Annotated in this window: 19 protein-coding genes; 15 read left to right on the forward strand and 4 right to left on the reverse strand. The window is 69.8% G+C overall.

The annotated features are described in order from the left end of the window. The first annotated feature begins 22 nt into the window (after nucleotides 1-22). From AC3ENX_RS12685 to AC3ENX_RS12700, 4 genes are all read left to right on the forward strand, one after another. Nucleotides 23-1,309, forward strand: a complete 1,287-nt coding sequence (locus AC3ENX_RS12685; protein WP_434812237.1) for an ABC transporter substrate-binding protein — start codon at nucleotides 23-25, stop codon at nucleotides 1,307-1,309. After that, on the forward strand, nucleotides 1,306-2,235 hold the full coding sequence (locus tag AC3ENX_RS12690) for a carbohydrate ABC transporter permease (RefSeq protein WP_434812238.1): 930 nt from the start codon (nucleotides 1,306-1,308) through the stop codon (nucleotides 2,233-2,235). The genes AC3ENX_RS12685 and AC3ENX_RS12690 overlap by 4 nt, the downstream gene beginning before the upstream one ends. Further along, entirely contained in the window at nucleotides 2,235-3,146 is a 912-nt protein-coding gene (locus AC3ENX_RS12695; protein WP_434812239.1) for a carbohydrate ABC transporter permease, read from the forward strand. Before AC3ENX_RS12690 ends, AC3ENX_RS12695 begins: the two co-directional genes overlap by 1 nt. 134 nt (nucleotides 3,147-3,280) lie before the next feature. Beyond that, a complete protein-coding gene (locus AC3ENX_RS12700) occupies nucleotides 3,281-5,983 on the forward strand; it encodes a cation-translocating P-type ATPase (protein ID WP_434812240.1) in 2,703 nt (900 codons plus the stop codon). On the opposite strand, the gene AC3ENX_RS12705 is transcribed toward AC3ENX_RS12700, so the two are convergent. Together AC3ENX_RS12705 and AC3ENX_RS12710 are read right to left on the reverse strand one after the other, a co-directional pair. Then, nucleotides 5,984-6,331 carry a DUF202 domain-containing protein gene (locus AC3ENX_RS12705; protein ID WP_434812241.1) on the reverse strand — a complete coding sequence of 116 codons (348 nt, stop codon included), beginning with the start codon at nucleotides 6,329-6,331 and terminating at the stop codon, nucleotides 5,984-5,986. Nucleotides 6,332-6,338: 7 nt separating this feature from the next. Beyond that, nucleotides 6,339-6,695: a YidH family protein gene (locus AC3ENX_RS12710; protein WP_434812242.1), complete on the reverse strand. Its 357-nt coding sequence runs from the start codon at nucleotides 6,693-6,695 to the stop codon at nucleotides 6,339-6,341. Nucleotides 6,696-6,717: 22 nt separating this feature from the next. On the opposite strand from AC3ENX_RS12710, the gene AC3ENX_RS12715 reads away from it, so the two are divergent. The 3 genes from AC3ENX_RS12715 to AC3ENX_RS12725 all read left to right on the forward strand — a co-directional run bounded on the left by AC3ENX_RS12715 (nucleotide 6,718) and on the right by AC3ENX_RS12725 (nucleotide 8,972). Further along, a complete protein-coding gene (locus AC3ENX_RS12715; protein WP_434812243.1) occupies nucleotides 6,718-7,674 on the forward strand; it encodes an aldo/keto reductase in 957 nt (318 codons plus the stop codon). A gap of 7 nt (nucleotides 7,675-7,681) precedes the next feature. Beyond that, a complete protein-coding gene (locus AC3ENX_RS12720) occupies nucleotides 7,682-8,464 on the forward strand; it encodes a hypothetical protein (protein ID WP_434812244.1) in 783 nt (260 codons plus the stop codon). Between the two features lie 148 nt (nucleotides 8,465-8,612). Next, nucleotides 8,613-8,972, forward strand: coding sequence for a nuclear transport factor 2 family protein (locus AC3ENX_RS12725; protein WP_434812245.1), 360 nt, complete (start codon nucleotides 8,613-8,615; stop codon nucleotides 8,970-8,972). Between the two features lie 82 nt (nucleotides 8,973-9,054). Here AC3ENX_RS12725 and AC3ENX_RS12730 read toward each other — a convergent pair whose 3' ends face one another. Further along, a complete protein-coding gene (locus AC3ENX_RS12730; protein WP_434812246.1) occupies nucleotides 9,055-9,801 on the reverse strand; it encodes an IclR family transcriptional regulator in 747 nt (248 codons plus the stop codon). 109 nt (nucleotides 9,802-9,910) lie between these two features. Between AC3ENX_RS12730 and AC3ENX_RS12735 the strand changes: the two genes are divergently transcribed. From AC3ENX_RS12735 to AC3ENX_RS12745, 3 genes are all read left to right on the forward strand, one after another. Beyond that, nucleotides 9,911-12,103: a malate synthase G gene (locus AC3ENX_RS12735; protein WP_434812247.1), complete on the forward strand. Its 2,193-nt coding sequence runs from the start codon at nucleotides 9,911-9,913 to the stop codon at nucleotides 12,101-12,103. A 112-nt stretch (nucleotides 12,104-12,215) separates the two neighbouring features. Continuing rightward, on the forward strand, nucleotides 12,216-12,533 hold the full coding sequence (locus tag AC3ENX_RS12740; protein ID WP_434812248.1) for an Rdx family protein: 318 nt from the start codon (nucleotides 12,216-12,218) through the stop codon (nucleotides 12,531-12,533). Continuing rightward, nucleotides 12,530-13,330, forward strand: a complete 801-nt coding sequence (locus AC3ENX_RS12745; protein ID WP_434812249.1) for an alpha/beta fold hydrolase — start codon at nucleotides 12,530-12,532, stop codon at nucleotides 13,328-13,330. The genes AC3ENX_RS12740 and AC3ENX_RS12745 overlap by 4 nt, the downstream gene beginning before the upstream one ends. 184 nt (nucleotides 13,331-13,514) lie before the next feature. On the opposite strand, the gene AC3ENX_RS12750 is transcribed toward AC3ENX_RS12745, so the two are convergent. After that, the gene (locus tag AC3ENX_RS12750; protein ID WP_434812250.1) at nucleotides 13,515-14,438 is read right to left on the reverse strand and encodes an NADP-dependent oxidoreductase; all 924 of its coding nucleotides are present in this window, start codon (nucleotides 14,436-14,438) and stop codon (nucleotides 13,515-13,517) included. A 130-nt stretch (nucleotides 14,439-14,568) separates the two neighbouring features. Here AC3ENX_RS12750 and AC3ENX_RS12755 point away from each other — a divergent pair, with 130 nt between their 5' ends. The 5 genes from AC3ENX_RS12755 (at nucleotide 14,569) to AC3ENX_RS12775 (ending at nucleotide 20,323) form a co-directional block, all read left to right on the forward strand. After that, complete coding sequence (locus AC3ENX_RS12755; protein ID WP_434812251.1) at nucleotides 14,569-15,540, forward strand: glycosyltransferase family 2 protein; 972 nt, start codon at nucleotides 14,569-14,571, stop codon at nucleotides 15,538-15,540. A gap of 2 nt (nucleotides 15,541-15,542) precedes the next feature. After that, the gene (locus tag AC3ENX_RS12760) at nucleotides 15,543-16,880 is read left to right on the forward strand and encodes a polysialyltransferase family glycosyltransferase (protein WP_434812252.1); all 1,338 of its coding nucleotides are present in this window, start codon (nucleotides 15,543-15,545) and stop codon (nucleotides 16,878-16,880) included. Continuing rightward, nucleotides 16,877-18,028: a cytidylyltransferase domain-containing protein gene (locus tag AC3ENX_RS12765; RefSeq protein WP_434812253.1), complete on the forward strand. Its 1,152-nt coding sequence runs from the start codon at nucleotides 16,877-16,879 to the stop codon at nucleotides 18,026-18,028. The genes AC3ENX_RS12760 and AC3ENX_RS12765 overlap by 4 nt, the downstream gene beginning before the upstream one ends. 112 nt (nucleotides 18,029-18,140) lie before the next feature. Further along, nucleotides 18,141-19,013 carry an N-acetylneuraminate synthase family protein gene (locus AC3ENX_RS12770; protein WP_434812254.1) on the forward strand — a complete coding sequence of 291 codons (873 nt, stop codon included), beginning with the start codon at nucleotides 18,141-18,143 and terminating at the stop codon, nucleotides 19,011-19,013. Continuing rightward, complete coding sequence (locus AC3ENX_RS12775) at nucleotides 19,010-20,323, forward strand: DUF6716 putative glycosyltransferase (RefSeq protein WP_434812255.1); 1,314 nt, start codon at nucleotides 19,010-19,012, stop codon at nucleotides 20,321-20,323. Before AC3ENX_RS12770 ends, AC3ENX_RS12775 begins: the two co-directional genes overlap by 4 nt. The last annotated feature ends 75 nt before the right edge of the window (nucleotides 20,324-20,398 follow it).

Raw genomic sequence — 20,398 nt, forward strand, 5'->3', positions numbered from 1 at the left:
ACCCGCGCGAGGAGGCGCACCCATGAAACCACGCACCATACGGACCGCCGCGGCGGTCGCCGGGATCGCCGGTGTGGCGATCGCCCTCGGCGGCTGCGCATCGGCCGGATCCGACGGCGTCACGACCCTGAACTTCTTCCAGTTCAAGGGCGAGGCGATCGCCGACTTCGACGAGCTCATCGCCGAGTTCGAGGCCGAGAACCCCGATATCAACGTCGTGCAGAATGCGGCAGCCGACGCCGACACCCTCATCCGCACCCTGCTCGTGAAGGACCGGATCCCCGACGTCATCACCCTCAACGCGAGCGGCAACTTCGGCCGACTCGCGCAGGCGGGCGTGTTCTACGACTTCTCCAATGAGCCGGTGCTGCAGACGATCAACCCGGCGGTGCAAGAGATCCTCGCCGACCTCGGCACCTATGGGGATGAGGTCAACGGGCTCGGCTACGTCAACAACGCGAACGGCATCATCTACAACCGCGACATCTTCGAAGCGCAGGGGCTCGAGGTGCCGCAGACGTGGGACGAGCTGATCGCCGTGTGCGATGCGCTGCAGGATGCCGGGATCTCCCCGTTCTACGGCACCCTCGCCGACGCGTGGACCGCCATCCCGTCATGGAACGCGCTCGGCGCCTACCCCGCGCAGGACGGGTTCTTCGACAAGCTCCGCGCACAGGGCGAGGACGTCGGCCCCGACTCCGAGGTGTCGTTCCAGAAGGACTTCGTCGAGGTGATGGAACGGCAGTACCAGCTCTACGAGTACATGCAGGACGGCTACCGCGGCCGCACCTACGACGACGGCAACGCCGCGTTCGCGAACGGCGAGTCGGCCATGCTGCTGCAGGGCATCTGGGCCACCAACCCCATCAAGCAGGTGAACCCCGACATCAATCTCGGCATCTTCCCGTACCCGACCGACGACCCCGACGAGTCGATGCTCGTCTCCGGTGTCGACGTGGTCTTCACGCTCGGCAAGAACGGCGCGAAGCACGACGCCGCAATGCGGTTCATCGAGTTCGCGTTCCAGCCCGAGGTGCAGGAGCGCTTCGCCGCCTCGCAGAACATGGTGCCGTCAGTCGAGGGTGCAGAGCTCGGCGATGACCCGGCGCTGCAGTCGGTCGCCCCGTATTTCGACGCCGGCCGCATCACCGGGTTCATCGACCACCAGGTGCCTGGCAGCATCCCGCTGCAGCCGATCGACCAGCAGTTCCTCTTCACCGGCGACGTGGATGCCGCGTTGAAGTCCCTCGACAGCGAGTGGAGCAAGGTCGCCGCTCGCACCATCCCCGTGACGGGAGACGACCAATGACGCTCACCCAGGCCGTGCGCTCCACCACCGGCACCGCCGCGAAGCGGGCGCCGCGCACGAAGACACGCACCGCAAAGGCGCTTCCCGCCTACTACTGGATGGTGTGGCCGGCGGTCATCGCGTTCGCCGCGTTCCACACCCTGCCGGTGATCGTGGGCATCTTCTTCAGCTTCACGAACTACGCCGGGTACGGCGCGTGGAACTTCGTCGGTGTCTCGAACTACATCAACCTGTTCCGAGACGACCGGGTGCTGCAGGCGTACGGGTTCTCGTTCCTGTTCGCGATCGTGGCGACGATCCTCACCAATGCGATCTCGCTGTCGATCGCGATGGGGCTGAACGCCAAGATCAAGGCCCGCAACTTCTGGCGCGGCGTCTACTTCGTGCCGTACGTGCTCGCGATCCTCGTCATCGGCTACGTGTTCCAGTTCATCTTCTCGAACTCGCTGCCGAAGATCCTCGCCGGCATCCCGCTGTTCCGCGACAACATCCTCACCAACGACACGTGGGCGTGGACGGCGATCGTCGCGCTCGCGGTCTGGCAGGGCTGCGCGTTCGCGATCATCATCTACCTGTCGGGGCTGCAGACCATCCCGGCAGAGCTCTACGAGGCCGCGTCGCTCGACGGCGCGTCGGCGTGGCGGCAGTTCCGGTCGATCACCTTCCCGCTCATCGGCGCGTTCTTCACGATCAACGTCGTGCTGAGCCTGAAAGGCTACCTGCAGGTGTTCGACCCGATCGTCGCCCTCACCAACGGCGGACCCGGCACGGCGACGGAGTCCGTCACGCTGCTCATCTTCCGCGGCGGGTTCTCGGGCGGCGAGTTCGCCTACCAGACGGCCAACGCGGTGGTGTTCTTCATCGTCATCACGGTCGTCTCCCTCTTCCAATTCCGGGTCCTTCAGCGCAGAGAGGCCGACTTCTGATGTCCACCGCAACCACCACCTCGCTCGAAGCCGTTGACACGGCTGCAGTCGCTCGGCCGCGCCGCCGCAAGGAGGCCTCGCGCGACGACGACACCCGCCGCACCAACTGGTGGGCGACCGCCCTGATCGCGGTGTGCTCGCTCACGGTGCTCATCCCGCTGTACCTGGCCGTCGTCGTCGCCCTGAAGACGCCCGATCAGCTCGCTGAGGGCACCGGGTTCGAACTGCCGACATCCATTCGCTGGGAGAACTTCGCGGATGCCTGGGAGCGCACCGCCTTCCCGCAGGCCCTCGCCAACACGGCGCTGATCACGGTCGGCTCGGTCGTGTTCACGCTGCTGACCAGTTCGCTCGTCGCCTACGCGCTGGCGCGCAACCTGCACCGCCCGTTCTTCAAGGGCGTGTTCTTCTACCTGCTGGCGGCGATGTTCATCCCGTTCCCGATCATCATGCTGCCGCTGGTGAAGCAGACCGCGATCCTGGGGCTCGACAACCAGGCCGGCATGATCCTGCTGTACACGATCTACGGGCTGAGCCTGAACATCTTCATCTACACCGCCTACATCCGTTCGATCCCGATCGAGCTCGAAGAGGCGGCGCGGGTGGACGGCGCATCCACGTGGCGCGTGTTCTGGCAGGTCATCTTTCCGCTGCTCATGCCCATGAACGCGACCGTCGGCATCCTCACCTGCGTGTGGGCGTGGAACGACTTCATCATGCCGCTGGTCGTGCTCACCGACCCCGGTGCGCGAACCATCCCGCTTGCGCAGTACGTGTTCCAGGGGCAGTTCAACACCGACTACACCGTCGCGTTCGCGTCGTACCTGATGGCGATGGCACCCCTGCTGCTGGTCTACATCTTCTCGCAGCGCTGGGTCATCTCCGGCGTCACCCGCGGCTCGATCAAGTAGGCCGCCGCTGTTCACCTGACTGCGCCGGTTTGCGACGTCTGCGCCACCGATCGATGGCGCGGATGCCGCGAATTGGCGCAGTCGTGGTGTGCGGACACGGGGCATACTGGCCGAAGGACCCCGGGGGAGGACGCATGAGCAGCACCGCCGCGACGACGACAGATCGGCCCTGGGCGTGGGAGGCGGATGCGGCGCTGGCCGCCGTCGGGTCGGATGCCGGTGGCCTCACCGCCGCCGAAGCCGCATCGCGGCTGCAGCGACACGGCCGCAACGTGTTGCCGGCGCCGAAGCCCACCCCGTGGTGGCGCCGGCTGCTCGCCCAGTACGACGACGTGCTCACCTACATCCTCGTCGCGGCCGCCGTGCTCAAGGCGATCTCCGGCGACTGGATCGAGTTCACCGTCATCGCCGTCGTGATCGTCGCGACGGGGCTCCTTGGTTTCATCCAGGAGGGGCGGGCGACGTCTGCCCTCGCGAGTCTGACGCGGATGCAGTCGCTCGACGCCCAGGTGCTGCGCGGCGGCGCGTGGGGTGTCATCGACGCCGCCGACCTCGTTACGGGCGACATCGTGCGGGTGCGCAGCGGGTCGAAGGTGCCCGCCGACCTGCGGCTGCTGACCGCGACCAACCTGCGAGTCGACGAGGCGGCGCTGACCGGTGAGAGCGAACCGGTATCCAAAACCCCCGCCGCCAATCTGCCGGATGCCGCGATCGGCGACCGGTCGGCCATCCTGCACTCCGGCACGATCGTCGCGACCGGCGAGGGTCAGGGGGTCGTCGTCGCGACCGGCGCCGACACCGCGATCGGCGCGATCTCGACGCTCGTCGCCGAGCAGGAACAGCTCGAGACGCCGCTGGCACGCCAGTTGGCACGCCTGGGCAAGCAGATCTCGATCCTCATCGGCATCCTCGCCGTCGCGATGCTGCTGATCGGTCGTCTCGTGCACGACGCCGAACGCGACGAGCTGATCTCGGCGGCAATCGGGTTCGCGGTCGCCGCCGTGCCCGAGGGGCTGCCGGCGCTGGTGACCATCACGCTCGCGCTCGGCGTGCAGCAGATGGCCAAGCGCCGTGCCATCACCCGCAAGATGGATGCCGTCGAGACCCTCGGCGCGATGAACGTCATCTGCTCCGACAAGACCGGCACCCTCACCCAGAATGAGATGACCGCCCGCACCGTGGTCACCGCGACCGGCACGTACGCCGTCGAGGGGCAAGGGTACGACCCGCACGGCCGCATCGTCGCCGGCGACGGTGAGACCGCCGATCCCGCCCGGCATCCCGACCTCGCCGCCCTGGTCACCTCGGCCGCCGTGTGCAACGACGCGAAGGTCGAGCAGACCGACGAGGGGTGGCGGGTCGTCGGGCAGCCCACCGAGGGTGCGCTCGACGTGCTGGCGAGCAAGTCAGGGGTCGACGTCACCGGCATCCGTCGTCTCGGGCACCTGCCGTTCGAGTCGTCGGTGAAGTTCTCGGCGACCGTCGATGTCGGCACGACGGGGCCGCGGATGCTGCACGTGAGCGGTGCGCCCGACCGCCTGCTCGACCGGTCGACGAGCCAGCTCACCGGCGGTGCGCGCGTCGACCTCGACCGTGCCGCGTGGGAGCGGCACATCGACGAGCTGTCGGCCAAGGGCCTCCGGCTCCTCGCCGAAGCCCAGCGGCCCGCCGGCGACCTGACCGACGAGATCGACGTCGACGATGTGACCGAGCTCACGTTCCTGGGGCTCGTCGGCATCGTCGACCCGCCGCGTCCAGAAGTGCGCGACGCGATCACCGAGGCCCACGGCGCCGGCGTGCGCGTGAAGATGATCACCGGTGACCACCGCGGCACTGCGACCGCGATCGCCCGCGAACTGGGGATCGTCGCGCCAGACGGCAACGTGCCCGCACTCACCGGTGCCGACATCGAGCGGATGAGCCAGGACCAGCTCGCCGACGTGGTCCGCGACGTCGACGTCTACGCGCGCACCTCGCCCGAGCACAAGCTGCGGATCGTGCGGGCCCTGCAGTCTCACCGGCAGGTCGTCGGTATGACCGGCGACGGGGTGAACGACGCACCGTCGATCACCCGCGCCGACGTCGGCATCGCGATGGGCATCAAGGGCACCGAGGCCACCAAGGAGGCCGCAGACGTCGTGCTCGCCGACGACAACTTCGCGACCATCGTGCGCGCCGTCGAAGAGGGCCGGCGCATCTACGACAACATCCGCAAGTCGGTCGTGTTCCTGCTGCCGACCAACGGTGCGCAGTCGCTCGTCATCCTGGTCGCGGTGCTGCTCGGGATCGCGCTGCCACTGTCGCCGGTGCAGATCCTGTGGATCAACCTCGTCTGCGCCGTCACGCTGACCGTCGCGCTCGCCGGCGAACCCGCCGAACCCGGCATCATGACGAGGCCACCGCGATCGGCGAAGGAACAGGTGCTCAACGGGCGGATGCTGGTGCTCGTGCTGGTCGTCTCGGTGCTGATCGGCGGCGCCGCGGTGTGGATCTTCGAGGCCGAACAGCGGCTCACCGGTTCGTACGCGCAGGCGCAGACGAGCGCCGTGTTGATGCTCGCGCTCGGGCAGCTCGCGTTCCTGTTCAACTGCCGCAGGCTCAACTCGTCGTCGCTCACCTGGCGCGTGCTCACCGGCAACAACACGGTGTGGATCTCGTGCGCGGCGATGCTCGCGCTGCAGGTCGTGTTCACCTACGCGCCGTTCATGAACCAGTGGTTCGATTCGGCCCCGATCAGCCTGCGCCAGTGGGGTACGACCGCCGCGCTCGCCGTCGCGGTGTTCCTCGTCGTCGAGGCCGTCAAGGCCGCGCTGCGCGCGACCGAGCGTCGACGCTGATCAGGCGGCGACGACGACGAGGCCGAACAGGCCGAACGCGAGCACGGCGATCGCCATGGCCGTCACAGCTCCCGCACCGCCGCGCGGCAGCCTGCCCTCGTCAACGAGCGTGCGACGGATGCCGGTGAATCGACGTCGTGCGAGCACCCACATCACGAACGCGGCGATGATGCCGACGCAGCCGGGGATCACCCAGAGTGCGTTCTCGAGCACGGCGGGCAGCAGCCGCAGCGCGACGAGCGAGCCGACGGCGATCGTGAGCGCGGTGCGCCGCCACGCCAGTTCGGTGCGTTCGGGTTGCAGGCCGGAGTCGAACCGTTCGGTGTTCGCGTCGGTGTCGGTGCTCACGGCAGGCTCACGCGAAGACGATGCTGAGCACCACGAGCACGCCTGCCACTGCCACCGCGACACCGACGGCTGGCCCGAGCAGCGAGCTGGGCAGCGGTCGGCCCACGCGCATCGCACGTTCGGTCTGCGCCCAGTTCACCCACCCGAGCACCGGGGTGAGGACGCCCGCGGCGATCAGCAGCAGCGAGGCCGCCAACCGCAGCCCCGGGTGGAGGTCGAGGCCGAGCAGCTCGAGCGCAATGCCGCTCGCGATGAGGGCGAGCGCTGTGCGCAGCCACGCCAAAAAGGTGCGCTCGTTCGCGAGCGAGAAGCGCGGGTCGGGTTCATCGCCGTGCCGATACACGAATCCCGGAAACCGCTGCATGGCGCGAGTCTACGCTGGAGCCATGACTCGTCCCGCTGACGCGACCTGGCTGCGGCCCCTCGGATCGACCGGCATCACCGTGTCGGCACTCACCCTCGGGGGCGGGCCGCTCGGCAGCATGCCGGCACTGTTCGGCGACACGGTGCCGACCGAGCGTGCGATCGATCTCGTGCACCGCGCGTTCGAGAGCCCGGTGCGAACGATCGACACGTCGAACGGCTACTCCGACGGTGAGAGCGAACGGCGCATCGGCGCGGCGATAGCCGCGGCCGGGGGGCTGCCCGACGGGGTGAACATCATCACGAAGGTCGATCCGCGGGACGGGGACTTCTCCGGTGACCGGGTGCGCGAATCCGTCCGCGAGAGCAAGGAACGGCTCGGACTCGACCACCTGCCGCTCGTGCACCTGCACGACCCCGAGAACTTCGCGTTCGAGCAGATCTCGGCCCCCGGCGGCGCCGTCGACACGCTCGTCGAGTTGCGCGAGGCGGGCGAGATCGGGGCGATCGGGCTCGCCGGCGGACCGATCCCCGAGATGCGCCGGTACCTCGCGCTCGAGGTCTTCGACGCGGTGCTCGTGCACAACCGGTGGACCCTCGTCGACCGCAGCGCCGGGCCGTTGCGCGCCGACGCCGAAGCCCTCGGCATCCCGTTGATCAACGCGGCAGTGCACGGCAGTGGCATCCTCGCCGATCCGACGATCGACCGGTACGCGTACCGCCCCGCGAATGAGGGCGTGCGCCGCGCGGTCGACGCGATGGTCGAGGTCTGCGCGGCGTTCGACACGACGCTCGCCGTCGCGGCGCTGCAGTTCTCGCTGCGCGACCCCGGCATCGCGACGTCGATCGTCGGCATGAGCAGTCCGGAGCGACTGGATCAGACGCTCCGCGCGGCCGAACAGTCCCTGCCCGACGAGCTGTTCACCGAGCTTGAACGGCACGTGCCCGAGCCGCAGTGGTGGCTCGAACCGACCTCGTGAAGGCGCGATGACCATGGAGGACGGCGTCGACGAGCTGCGCGCACTCCGCGCCCGCGCCTACGGACCCGACGGTGACATCGAAACGGATGCCGAGGCCCTGGCACGGCTGCATCCCCTTGAATCGGAGCGTCGACGTGCCGCGGCGCCGGTCGAGCCGGAGACCCCGGACGCACCGGTCGAGCCGATCATCGAGGCGGTGCCCGCGTCGATCGCCGACCAGCCGTCCGACGCTGTGCCGGAGGCCGCGGCATCCGATGCTGCGAACGTCGACCCCGCCCTGGCGCCGCGGCAACGTCTGCGGCGGCGGACCATCTGGCTGTGGGTCGCGTCGCTCGTCGTCGTCGCGATCATCACGGCGATGGTGACGACCGCGATCACCGCGATCCGCCCGATCTCGGCCGCGACCGGAGCCGTGCAGGTGGCGTCGCTCGACCCCGACCCGACGGTCGAGTTGCCCGATGAGTCATGGTTCCCGAGGCAATCGACGTTCTACTCGTACGAGGGGTACACGATCGCGCACCCGCTGCCGAACACCTGGGGTGAAGGCGATTGCATCATGGTGTTCCGGCTCGACAGTTTCGACGGGGCGGGCGGCTATACGGGGCCGATGCACTATGGGTGCGGCGCCGGCGTCTTCTTCCCGGCGGCGAGATTCGCGATCGACGAGAACGCGCCGGATCAGATACGCGAGACGTACGCCGACGGCACCGCGATCAGCTTCGAACTCGACGGCGAACTGCTCGGCGTCTTCATCGACGAGTCGATGGTGGAGCCGGCCGAGGTCGAGTGATCTCGGCGGTCCCGTTCATCCGCGCCGAACTGCTCGCTGGTCGGGGTTGCGCGCGCACTTCGGCGCGAACGAGTCGGCCACCGGCATCCGCCGAGACCGCTCAAGGGGCGCATCGGGCGCTCTCAGGGCGGTGTGCAACCCTAGAAGGATGGACGACAATACGCGCCTCCGCGATGCGGAGCTTGAACTGCTCGACTCCACCACCCGCCAGGACGGCGACCGCGTCCGGGCACTCCTGCACCCCGAGTTCGTCGAGATCGGCCGCTCGGGGCGGCGTTGGAACCGCGACGAGATCGTAGAGGTGATGGCGTTCGAGCCCGAGCGCGTCACCCCCGAGACCGGTGATTGGGAGTTCGTCGCGCTCAGCGCAGACGTGACCCTCGTCACCTACGTCGTGCACACCTTCGAAGGCGACAGCCGCCACAGCAGCGTGTGGGACACCAGCACCGGCGAGCCCGTGCTGCGCTTCCACCAGGGCACGGTCGTGCCCGCCGCCGTTCCGGTCTGATCCCGCGACACCCGCCGAGAAACCACCTCTCCTCGAGACACCACCCGTGCAGGGACGTCTCGCGGCAGAGGTGGTTTCTCGTTCAGGCCACCGCTCTCGAGATCTCGGATGCCGCAGCTTGCAGTGCGGGAACGGCCCGCGCGACGAGGTCGTCGGTCATGCGCTGCAGCGGACCTGAGACCGAGACGGCGAAGACGCCGCCGTCGGGGAGTGGGATCGGAACGGCGACACAGCGGACGCCGAGTTCCTGCTCCTGCTCGTCCATCGCGTAGCCGCGGGCACGGATGCCGGCGAGTTCGGCGCCCATCGTGGCCCGATCGACGATCGTGTGGGCCGTGCGGGCGGGCAGCCCCGACCCGTCGATGATCGCGGTGACGGCCGCGGCATCCAATGCCGACAGCATCGCCTTGCCGACGCCGGTGCAGTGCAGGTCGACCCGGCGCCCGACCTCGGTGAACAGCCGCATCGCGTGACGTGAGGGCACCTGCGCGACGTATTCGGCCTGCGCGCCGACGAGCATCGCGAGGTTCGCGCTTTCGCCGAGGTCATCGACGAGCTTGGCGAGCGTGGGCCGGACGACGGCGCCGACGACCGGCGCTGCGGCGCTGCCGAGGCGCACCAGGCGTGACCCGAGCCCGTAGCGGCGGTCCTCGAGTCGTCGCACGACGCCGAGGGTCGTGAGCGTTGCCATGAGTCGATGCGTCGTGGATTCGGGCAGGCCGGCGCGGGACGCGATCTGGGTGAGCCCCGCCGAGCCACCGGCGTCGGCGATCGCATCGAGCACCGCGAATGTGCGGGCGACGGATTGGACGGCGCCTTCGGCTGCCATGAATGCCTCGATTCGTGTGCGGCTGCGATCGGGGCTATGATCGCGGTACTTCCACAATGTAGCGGAAAACTTCCGTAATGCGGAATATGCGAGCGAAGGAGTTCACGACATGACCGAACGCATCCAGACGGCGGGCCTCGCCGTCGACGCCGACCTGCACCGCTTCGTCGCCGACGAGATCCTCGCCCCCGCCGGGCTCGACGCCGACACCTTCTGGGGTTCGCTCGCAGCGCTCGTCGCCGACCTGGGACCGCGCGGTCGTGCGCTGCTCGCCGTCCGCGACCGCATGCAGGTGCAGCTCGACGAGTGGTACCGCGAGCAGCCCGGGCAGCCCGCCGACCTCGAGGCGCACAAGGCGTTCCTGCGCGACATCGGGTACCTCGCGCCCGTGCCCGAGGCCTTCCAGATCACGACGACCGGCGTCGATACCGAGATCGCCGAGCAGTCCGGTCCACAGCTCGTCGTCCCGGTCACCAACGCCCGCTTCGCGCTCAACGCCGCGAACGCGCGATGGGGCTCGCTGTACGACGCCGTCTACGGCTCCGACATCGTGCCCGACGAAGGCGAGACCGCCAAGGCCGGCGCCTACAACCCCGCGCGCGGCGCGGCCGTCGTCGCCCTCGGCCGCGAACTGCTCGACCTCGCCGCCCCGCTGAGCGCCGGGTCCCACGCCGACGCGACCGGCTACTCGATCGCCGACGGCGCACTGTCGGTCACCTTCGCCGACGGCTCGACCGCGACCCTCGCAGACCCCGACACGTTCGTCGGGTACACCGGAGCGCCCGATGCCCCGGCATCCGTTCTGCTGCGGCACCACGGGTTGCACATCGACATCCAGTTCGACGGCACGAGCCCGGTCGCCGCGCTGGATGCCGCGGGCATCAGCGACCTCGTGCTGGAGTCCGCCGTGACGACGATCATGGACTTCGAAGACTCCGTCGCCGCCGTCGACGCCGAAGACAAGATCCAGGCCTACCGCGTGTGGCGCGGTCTGCTCGACGGCGGCCTCAGCGAGACGTTCGAGAAGAACGGCCGCGCCTTCACCCGTGCGATGAACCCCGACCGGGTCTACACGGCACCCGACGGTTCGGAGCTCACCCTGCACGGCCGGTCGCTCATGTTCGTGCGGCACGTCGGCATCCACATGTACACCGACGCCGTGCTCGACGCCGACGGGGCCGAGATCCCCGAAGGCTTCCTCGACGCGATGGTCGCGACAGCCGCGGCGATCCCGAGCCTGCAGGGTCGCGGCACCCGCGCCAACTCGCGCACCGGGTCGATCTACGTCGTCAAGCCCAAGCAGCACGGGCCCGACGAGGTCGCGTTCACGGTTGAACTGTTCGGCCGCGTCGAGACGGCCCTCGGGCTGCCGGCGGGCACGATGAAGATCGGCATCATGGACGAGGAGCGACGCACCTCACTCAACCTCGACGCGGCGATCGCCGCGGCATCCGACCGGGTCGTGTTCATCAACACCGGGTTCCTCGACCGCACCGGTGACGAGATCCACACGTCGCTGCGCGCCGGCGCCATCCGCCGCAAGGGCGAGCTGAAGGGGCAGCCCAACATGCTCGCCTACGAAGACCAGAATGTGGATGCCGGCCTGGCCCACGGTTTCGTCGGCACGGCGCAGATCGGCAAGGGCATGTGGGCCATGCCCGACCTCATGAAGGCGATGTACGAGACGAAGGCGGGGCACCCGCGCGCAGGCGCGACGACCGCGTGGGTGCCGTCGCCGACGGCCGCGACGATCCACGCCCTGCACTACCACCAGGTCGACGTCGCAGCCGTGCAGGACGAACTGCGCTCCCGTCCCCGCGCCGACATCGACCGGATCCTGCAGGTGCCGCTCGACCCGACCGCGTCGTGGAGTGCCGAAGAGCGCGCCGCCGAGCTCGACGACAACGTGCAGTCGATCCTCGGCTACGTCGTGCGGTGGGTCGACCAGGGTGTCGGCTGCTCGAAGGTTCCCGATCTGTCGGGTGTCGGCCTCATGGAAGACCGCGCGACGCTGCGGATCTCGAGCCAGCTGCTCGCGAACTGGCTGGCGCACGAGATCATCACCGAGGAGCAGGTCGAAGACGCGCTGCACCGCATCGCCCCGATCGTCGACGGGCAGAACGCGAGCGATGCCGCGTACCGCCCGCTGATCGACGGCGGGGTCGAGTCGCTCGCGTTCCAGGCCGCCCGTGAACTCATCCTCGACGGCGCCGCCCAGCCCAACGGCTACACCGAGTTCATCCTGCACCGCCACCGTCGCGCGCAGAAGGCCGCCGACCGCGCCCTCATCGCCGCCGGCTGACCGGGACGCGTTTCGTCTCGCTGCGCTCGCTCAACGTCCGGTGCACCGTTCCGGTCGTTGAGCGAGGCGCACAGTGCCGAGACGAAACGTGCACGGGCGTACGCTGGACGCGATGACACACAACGTCCGCATCGAGTACTGCACGCAGTGCAACTGGCTGATGCGCGCTGGTTGGGTCGCGCAAGAGCTGCTGAACACGTTTCCGACCGAACTTGCGGGCGGCGGCGTGACCCTCGTGCCGGGTACGGGCGGTGTCTTCCGCATCCACGCCGACGACGAGCAGGTCTGGTCGCGCGCCGACGACGACGGATTCCCCGACATCGTCGACCTGAAGCGTCGGGTGCGAGACCGCATCGCCCCCGACCGGCGACTCGGCCATGCAGATCGCGCCGCCGAACAGGCCGCGCCAGATGCGGGGGAGCAGGCATGACCACGGCTTTTCCGGCACTCACCGAGATGCCCGATCCGCAGTTCATCATGTCTGCAGAAGGGCATCGGCTCGCGACGTACACGTGGGGTGATGAAGACGCACCCGTCGTCGTCACGGTGCACGGGTTCGCGTCGAGCTGCCGCGATAACTGGGTCAGCACCGGCTGGGTGCGTGATCTGACCCGGGCGGGATTCCGGGTACTCGCGCTCGACCAGCGCGGCCACGGCGCCAGCGACAAGCCCCACGACCCCCGTGACTACGCGCTGCGCACGCTCGCGGGTGACGTCGAAGCGGTCATGGACACGTACCTCGTCGACACGGCGTTCTACGTCGGGTACTCGCTCGGCGCCCGCGTCGGCTGGGAGGTCGCGCTCGATCTGCCGGGCCGTGTCGAACGGGTCGTGCTCGGCGGGGTTCCCGACGGCGTGCCACTCGGCCGCCTCGACCTCGCGCAGGCGCGCGCCTACGTCGAAGACGGCATCCCGGTCACCGACCGCGTGACCCAGAACTACATCGCGCTGACCGAACGCGTCGGCGGCAACGACCTGCGCGCGCTCCTCGCGATTGCCGAGGGGATGCGGGCCTCGGGCAACGCCGATCCCGATCCCGCGGTGCGGGCGCCGCAGCAGCCGATCCTGTTCGCCACAGGTTCGCAGGACGCCATCATCGAGGGTTCACGCGCGCTGGCCGCCGCCTGCCCGCAGGGCGAGTTCGTCGAGATTCCCGACCGCCATCACTTCAACGCGCCCGGCTCGCGCGTCTTCCGCGAAGCCGCCCTCGCCTTCCTCACCGCCTGAGCCCGCCCCGCTGCGCGCGCCGCGTCGCCGCGCGCCATGTCACAGATTCGGATCGTGCACGCAGATTCGGATGCCAGGGCCTGCGGCATCCGAATCTGGTGACGATCTCCGAATCTGCGACCGCCCCACCGCCCCTGCGACCGCCCCACCGGCCTGCAGCATCAGGCCGGAACGGCCCGCAGCGTCAAGCTGTGACGACGATCTTGCCGCGCGTGTGGCCCTGCTCGAGCGAGCGGTATGCGGCGACGGCGTCGTCGAGCGGGTAGGTCGCGGCGACTTCGACGCGCAGGTCGCCGGCGGCGACGAGGCGACCGAGCTCGGCGAGCTGTGCGGCATCGGGGCGAACCCACATGGACTGCCCACCGAACTCGGTGGCCGCGCGTCCGTCGGCGATCGAGATCACCGACCCGCCGTCGCGCAGCACGGTGGGTGTGCTGTCGAGCGATGCGCCGCCGGCGAAGTCGAGCACGACGTCGACGCCCTCGGGAGCGAGCTCGCGGACGCGTTCGGCGAGGCCGTCACCGTACGTGACGGGTTCGGCACCCAGCGAGCGCAGGTAGTCGTGGTTGCGTTCGGATGCCGTGCCGATCACACGCGCGCCGCGCAGCTTCGCGAGCTGCACGCCGAACGAGCCGACACCGCCGGCGGCACCGTGCACCAGCACGACGTCGCCGTCGCCGAGGCCCGACCGGTCGACGGCCTGCAGCGCGGTGAGCCCGGCGAGGGGGACGGCGGCCGCGGTCGTCGCGTCGACGCCGTCGGGGATGTGCGCGGCGGTGCGCACCGGCACCGCCATCTTCTCGGCGACCGATCCGCCGCGGACGACATCGGCGCGTGCGTAGGCGAAGACGCGGTCGCCGACGGCGAATTCCGGGGTGTCGAGGCCGACCTTCTCGACGACGCCGGCGACGTCCCACCCGGGAGTCGCGGGCAGGTGCGTGTCGATCAGCCCCTGCAGGTATCCCTCGCGGATCTTGTAGTCGACGGGGTTGAGGCCGGCCGCCTCGACGCGCACGACGATCGTGTCGGGGCCGACGTGCGGGTCGTCGACGTCGGTGAGGGTGAAGCGGTCCGAACCGCCGAACGCTGCATAGGTGAGTGCCTTCATGCCCGGTGCCAACCGCAGACCCACCGGGTCCATTCCCGCACATCGGCGGGTCGCGGACCGTCCCGAGACCGCCACCTCGTGTTCACCCGCGAGTCACCGGGCGGACAAGCCCTCGGGGGAGCATCGGGGCGTGCCGAGCCCTCGAGTGACCGTCGTCCTTCCCGCGAAGGATGCTGCGCCGTTCCTCGACACGACCCTCACGACCCTCGCCCGCCAGTTCGACGACCTGCGCGATGTGAAGCTCGTCGCGATCGACGATGGCTCGCGTGACGGCACGGGCGAGGCGATGCGCCGGCACGCCGCGCACTTGCCGCACGCCGAGGTGATCGTGAACCCGCAGCCGGTGGGACTCGCCAGCGCCCGCAACCAGGGTCTGGCTCGCGTCGACACCGACCTGTACTGCTTTCTCGACGGTGACGACTGGATGGCGCCGCTGCGCCTCCAGACCCTCGCCGACGCGATGGAGCACCTCGGCTGCGACTTCGTGCGTACCGATCACATCACCGTGACCGAGACCCGGCGGCAGCTCGTGCGGGCGCCGTATCCGTGGCGCAACATCGCCTGTCCGCCGCGCGACGGCATCCTTCCGTCGACCGAGGTGACGATGGTCGACTACCCGTATGCCTGGGCGGGCATGATGCACCGCAGGCTCATCGACGATGGCGTGGCCGAGTTTCCTGAGGGGCTGTTCACGGCCGAGGACCGGCCGTGGATCTGGAACCTGCACCTGTCGACGTCGTCGTTCGCTGTCGTCGACGCGCCGGCTCTGCTGTACCGCCGCGGAGTCAGCACGTCGCTCACGCAGGTGCACGACCGGCGGCAGCTCGACTTCGTGCCCGCATTCGCGCAGGCGCTCGAGATCGTGACCGCCGACCGGGATGCCGATCGCTTCCTGCCCAAGCTCGTCACCACGATTCTCGCGGTGTCGGCCCACCACCTGAACCGTTCGATGTCGATGCCCTGGGACGTGCGCCGCGACCTGCGCCGCGGCGTGCGCGATCTGCTGCGCCCGGTGCCGCGGGCGACGCTCGAACTGTGCCTCGACGGCACGTCGCAGCGCCGCCGGCGGCTGCTCGCGCCGTATGTACGCCGGGCGGCATAGACATGGTGCAGCTGTTCGCCGTCGCGACCGCCTACGGGGCGATGACCGCCGCCGCCGCGATCGACTCAGGCATCGTCCCGGACGGGGAGCGGGTGCTGCTGGCCGCAAATGCGACGAGGGTGCCCGAGACCGCAGACGACTACATCGACCTGCCGCAGTTGCGCGCCGTGCACGACCGGTTCGACCGGGTCGAGCGGCTCAACGACCTCGTCGCGCCGATCCTGCCGACGCAGTGGCAGCCGCGGGTCGAAGACATGCCGATGCTCGAGCGGCTGCTGCGCCGGGCGTGGGGCCTGGGTGACGGGCCGGTCGAGCTGTACCTGCAGAACCTGCAGGTGCCACCGGCGCGCACGCTCGCCGCGATCTTCGTCGGGTCGTCGATCACGGTCATCGGTGACGGGCTGATGACCTACTCGCCGATCCGTGCACGCCTCCCGCGCGACATCGCGGGGCGCGTGACCGAGGTCGCCTACGCCGACGTCGTGCCGGGTGTGACGCCCGCGCTGTTCACCGAGGTCGAGGCGACGCGCGTTCCCGTGGCGGCAGACGCCTTCCGCGGTGTGCTCGACGAGGTGTCGGCCGATGTCGACGATCCACAGCTCGAGACGCTCGACGACGGCACCCCCACGGCGCTCGTGCTCGGACAGTACCTGGCAGACCTCGGCATCCTCACCGCCGAGGAGGAGGCCGATCAGCAACGCGAGATGATCGACATCGCGGCACGCTCGGGCGCCGAGCGCATCGTGTTCAAACCGCACCCGGCGGCGCTGCCGTCGTCGCTGGATGCGGTGCGCCGTCACGCGGCGGAGACGGGTCGAACGTTCGTCGTCCACTCGGGTCCGGCGCCGGCCGAGGCGGTGGCGGCACGCCTTCGCGCCCGAGCGGTCGTGGCGGGATTCTCGTCGGCGCTGCCGACGGTGCATGCCCTCTACGGCACGCCCGTCGCGTCGGTCGGCAACGCGATGCTGCTGCACCGGCTGAACCCGTTCGAGAACAGCAACCGGGTACCGGTGACCCTGGTCGACGCGCTCACCCGACCCGATTCGCCGTACACGCAGCCCGATGCGCTGCAGCAACTCGTCGACACCGTCGCGTACTGCATGCAGCCGAAGATCATGCGGCACCTCCGCCCCGCCGCCGAGCGGTTCTTGGCGGCGGCGCCCGCGAGCGAGCGTGAGCGCTACTTCACCGTCGTGCGGCTTACGCAGCTCGGCCTGCCCGGCGGCGCTGGGCGCTCGGGCCTCGTCGGCAGCTACTCGCACTGGGAGCAGAGTCAACTGGCGGCCGCCGGCATCCGCCGCCGGATCGACCGCGCGTGGAAGGTGTTGAAGGGCGCATGAGCGTCGTTGCGATCATCCCGGCGCGCGGGGGCTCGAAGGGGGTGCCGCGGAAGAACGTGCGGCGCGTCGGCGGGGTGCCGCTCATCGCGCGAGCGGTGCATGCGGCGCGCGCCGCGGCGCTCATCGATCTCGTCGCGGTCAGCACGGACGATGCCGAGATCGCCGCGGTCGCACGCGCCGCCGGGGCCGTGATCGTCGACCGGCCCGCCGACCTGTCGGGCGACACGGCCGGGTCCGAGAGCGCCGTGCTGCACGCGCTCGACGCACTCGAGGCCGCCGGCGAGCACATCGAGACGATCGTCTTCGTGCAGGCCACATCGCCGTTCATCGACCCGACCGACCTCGACGAGGCCGTACGGATGCTGCGTGTCGACGGCTACGACAGCGTGTTCGCCGCGTTCGAGACCTACGGCTTCCTGTGGCGGCGCACCGTCGACGGGCACGCCGCCGCGATCAACCACGACGCGACCCATCGGCCGCGGCGCCAGGACCGCGATCCGCATTACCTCGAGACGGGCGCGTTCTACGCGTTCGACGCCGCCGGGTTCCGCCGAGCACGGCACCGCTTCTTCGGGCGCACTGGCATCGTCGTGGTGCCCGAGCGCACCGCGATCGAGATCGACGACGCCGATCAGCTCGCGGTGGCCTCGGCGATCGCGCCGCTCGTCTCACCGGCAGAGGCGATCGGCGTGGATGCCGTGGTCACCGACTTCGACGGGGTGCACACCGACGACTCAGCCATCATCGACGCCGACGGCGGCGAGTCGGTGCGGGTGAGTCGGTCGGACGGCATGGGAGTCGCGCTGCTGCGAAGCGCCGGCATCCCCCTGCTGATCCTCTCGACCGAGGTGCACTCCATCGTCCGCGCGCGGGCCGAGAAGCTGCGGGTGCCCGTGCTGCACGGCATCGACGACAAGGCCGCCGCGCTGCGCGCGTGGGCCGCCGAACACGGCGTCGACCTCGCTCGGACCGCCTACCTCGGCAACGACGTCAACGACCTGCCGGCGATGGAACTGGTCGGCTGGCCGGTCGCCGTCGCCGACGCACGCCCCGAGGTGCGCGCCGCCGCCCGCGTCGTGCTCGACCGCCCCGGCGGCGCCGGCGCCGTGCGCGAACTCGCCGACCGCGTCCTCGCCGCACGCCGCTGACCCTGCACGACGCCGAGTGGCCTCACGGCCGCCCCCTCGGGTTCACCTTCGTGTGCGGCCGCGTTCACACACGCGGCGTACCAATGAAACACGACCTTCGAGAGGAGTCGACATGACCGTCAACATCGGATCGCGCACCATCGGTGCAGGACACCCCACCTATGTGATCGCCGAGATCGGCCTCAACCACAACGGTGACGTCGAGATCGCCAAGCATCTGATCGATGTCGCGGCCCGCGCCGGTGCGGATGCCGTGAAGTTCCAGAAGCGCACCCCCGAGATCGCCACGCCGCCGCACATGCGCGACACGATCCGCGAGACGCCGTGGGGCACCATGACCTACCTCGAGTACCGTCACCGCGTCGAGTTCGGGCGCGACGAGTACGTCGAGATCGGCGACTACGCGACCATGGCGGGGCTCGACTGGTTCGCGTCGCCGTGGGATGTGCCGAGCGTGCAGTTCCTCGAAGACCTCAACGTCGTCGCCCACAAGGTGGCATCGGCTTCGCTGACCGACACCGAGATGCTCACCGCGCTGCGCGAGACGGGCAAGCCGATCATCCTGTCGACCGGCATGTCGACGCTCGAGCAGATCGACCGCGCGGTCGATCTGCTCGGCACCGACAACCTCGTCATCCTGCACGCGACCTCGACGTACCCGATGGAGCCGAACGAGGCGAACCTGCGCGTCATCCCCACGCTGCAGGCCCGATTCCCCTCGGTGCCCGTCGGGTACTCCGGACACGAGCGAGGCCTGCAGATCTCGCTGGCCGCGGTCACCCTCGGCGCGGTCGCGGTGGAGCGTCACATCACGCTCGACCGCACCATGTGGGGTTCGGACCACTCCGCGTCGCTCGAGCCGTCGGGCCTGGAACACCTCGTGCGCGACATCCGCGTCATCGAGGAGGCCCTGGGCGACGGCGTCAAGAAGGTCTTCCCCGGCGAGCTCGCCCCCATGGCGAAGCTCCGCCGCGTGCCGGCATGAGCATCACCGGCGGTCAGCTGCGGGTCGTGGCGATCGCCGATGCCGACTCGTATGTGAAGTGGGCGGGGGCGCTGCTCGATGCCGTCCCCGACATCCGCCGTCAGATGGTGCTCGTGCGCACGCCGTTGACGGTCAGCACCGATCAGGAGCAGTCGGCGCTCGCCGGCACCCGGTTCACGAGCGATGACGTCGCCCGCGTCGACTACACGGCCCTCGCCGGCTGGCTCAGCCACGCGCGCCCCGATGTCGTCGTGATCGCCGGGCGCGGACCGTTCGTGCGGGTCGTGCTGCGCCAGATCGATCGCATCCATCCGCGGCCGGTCGTCGTCACCGGGATGCCGGGCATCTCGATCCCCGCTCAGCGCGGCGCACTGACCTACCGCCGCGAATCCGACCTGTTCGTCATCCACTCGCGCCGTGAGGCGCGCGCGTTCGACGACCTCGCTGGGCGTCTCGGCGTCGATGTGCCGGTCGGGTTGGCGACGCTGCCGTTCGCGCAGCCGGTGACCCCGCACCGCACCGGCACCGACCTCGTGTTCGCCGCACAGGCACTCATCCCCACGACGACCGGTGAGCGGCGCGAGCTCGCCGACATCCTGCGCGCGGCCGCCGAGGCGTCGCCATCGCGGCGGGTCGTTGTGAAGCTGCGGGCGCGTCCCGGCGAGCAGGAGACGCACTTCGAGCGCGACTCGTTCCCCGACCTGCTGCGCGACCGCCCCCGCAACCTCGTCTTCTCGCACCAGCCGATGAGTGCCGCCCTCGGCCGCGCCGAGGGGCTCGTGACGGTGAGTTCGACCGCGGCGATCGAAGCGATCGCGTGCGGGGTGCCGGTGATCGCGCTCGACACCTTCGGGGTCAGCAAAGCGAACCTCAACACGGTCTTCCACGGCAGCGGGCTGTTCGGCGACGCCGACGATGTCATCGCGCGCCGGTTCCGGCATCCGTCGCTCGCATGGATGGACGAGAACTACTTTCACGATCCTGCCGAGTCGACGTGGTGGTCGCAGGTCGAGGATCTCGTCAGCCGTCGCCGCCGCGGCGAACTGCCCGAGCGCCTGCAGCCTCGCCGGCGGGGTGGGGCGTTGCGCGAGGCGTGGGACCGCAAGAGCGTGCTCGGCTACGAAGACCGCACCCTCGCCGGCAGCGTCGCGTACGCGATCGGCGTGCCGGTGCGCGAGGCACTGCTCACGGCCCGCAAGGTCCGCGGCAACCGCGGCCGGGAGTCGTGGTCAGACCCGACGACCGACATCACCATCACCCCCGCACTGCGCCAGGACCCCATGCTGCGCCGCCGCCCCGTGCGCACCTGACGCCGGGCGTTGTCCCACTTTCGGCAGAGCATGTCGCACTTTCGGACGCTCTGAAGCCCCAGAAGCAACCGAAAG

This window comes from Microbacterium sp. bgisy189 (assembly GCF_057707225.1).